Source organism: Desulfovibrio sp. 1188_IL3213 (genome assembly GCF_036763145.1).
Classification (GTDB): Bacteria; Desulfobacterota; Desulfovibrionia; order Desulfovibrionales; family Desulfovibrionaceae; genus Desulfovibrio.
Genome location: NZ_JBAIYR010000582.1, coordinates 1 through 1183, shown reverse-complemented (window position 1 = coordinate 1183; position 1183 = coordinate 1). Strand labels below are relative to the sequence as shown.

2 protein-coding genes are annotated in these 1183 nt (G+C 59.6%); both read left to right on the top strand.

Annotated features, from left to right (window positions below; genetic code table 11):
- A partial coding sequence (locus V6C16_RS13780; RefSeq protein ID WP_333543497.1) for an SrfA family protein occupies nt 1-810 on the top strand: 810 nt, incomplete at its 5' end.
- Nucleotides 811-812: 2 nt separating this feature from the next.
- Nucleotides 813-1183 (top strand): virulence factor SrfB (locus V6C16_RS13775; RefSeq protein ID WP_333543496.1); only part of this gene is annotated, 371 nt, incomplete at its 3' end.

The following is a 1183-nucleotide window of genomic DNA, read 5'->3' as shown; positions in this document are numbered from 1 at the left end:
CCGGTAGACCGTGGGGGCTGCCTGCCCTGGCTCTTGCCCCTGCTCCTGCTTCTGCTTTTGCTCTGGCTTCTCGCTGCGGCCCTGGGGTTTTTGCCTTCTCCCCTGCCTGCGGGCTGCCATCCTGTGGATCGCAACGGCCTTGCGGCCGAAGAGCAGCGCGCTGCGGTCCTGGAAGACGAACTGGCGCTTTTATGGAACCAGCTTCAGGAACGTGCCGCGCAGTGCAAACCTGTGAAGCCCGCGCCCGTTCAGGTAGAAAAAGAAGAACCGGCGCAGCCGCTGCCGGACCCGGAAATGGTGGAACCTTTCCTGGGTGAAACGCCTCCGGCCCCGCCGGAGCCAAAGCCTGCGCCGCAGCCGAAACCGGAAAAGCCCAAGGAGCAGCCCAAGCCTCAGGAACCTCCAAAGCAGCCGGAAAAGCCCAAGAAAAAAAATGAGGATCTGACCATTCCTGAAGATGCGGCCAAAAAGAACGACCTGAGTTTTCTTGAGGGCTGCTGGACCAGTGAAACAGGTCTGTATTCTCACCCGTCCAATGAACCCATTGTGGCGGAATACTGCTTTGATAAAAACGGCAAGGGCCGCCGATTTGTGCGCGAGCGCAACGGGCAGGTCTGCAGCGGCTCCGCCAAGGCCCGTTTTCAGGGCAACAGGCTGAATTTTGAATCCGACCAGGCCAGATGCCCCCGCGGCGGGACATATGTTCCTCAAAAGGTGGAATGCACCGGCAGTGAAAACACAACCCAGTGCAAAGGCAGAGAACTGGGCGCGGGCAATAATAAATGGGACGCCCGCTTCAGAAGGAAATAAGCATGAATGTCATACCCCGTTATCTTTCCCCGGTGAGCATCATTCCCGGTGGTTGCCCGCAGTTTCTGGATTTCGCCCTGCAGGAGGAATCCATACGCAGGCTGCGCCGCTATTTCAGGGAAGAAAAAAAGAACCAGGGCGATGCGGACGGGCGTTATACCCACTATCTGCGCTGCCTTGCAGAGACGGAAAGCGGCTTTATCGACCAACTGACAGGTCAGCCCTGCGACGAAGACTACAGCGTTGAAGCCCGCCGGGCCGTGGAGGTGTGGGAAGGCCACTGGCTGCCCATCCCCTTTCTGCGCACGCTTGACCAGGCGTGGCCCGATGGCGGCAAGCGTTTTGAATGCGGCCCCTCCAACTGGGCGCGGGC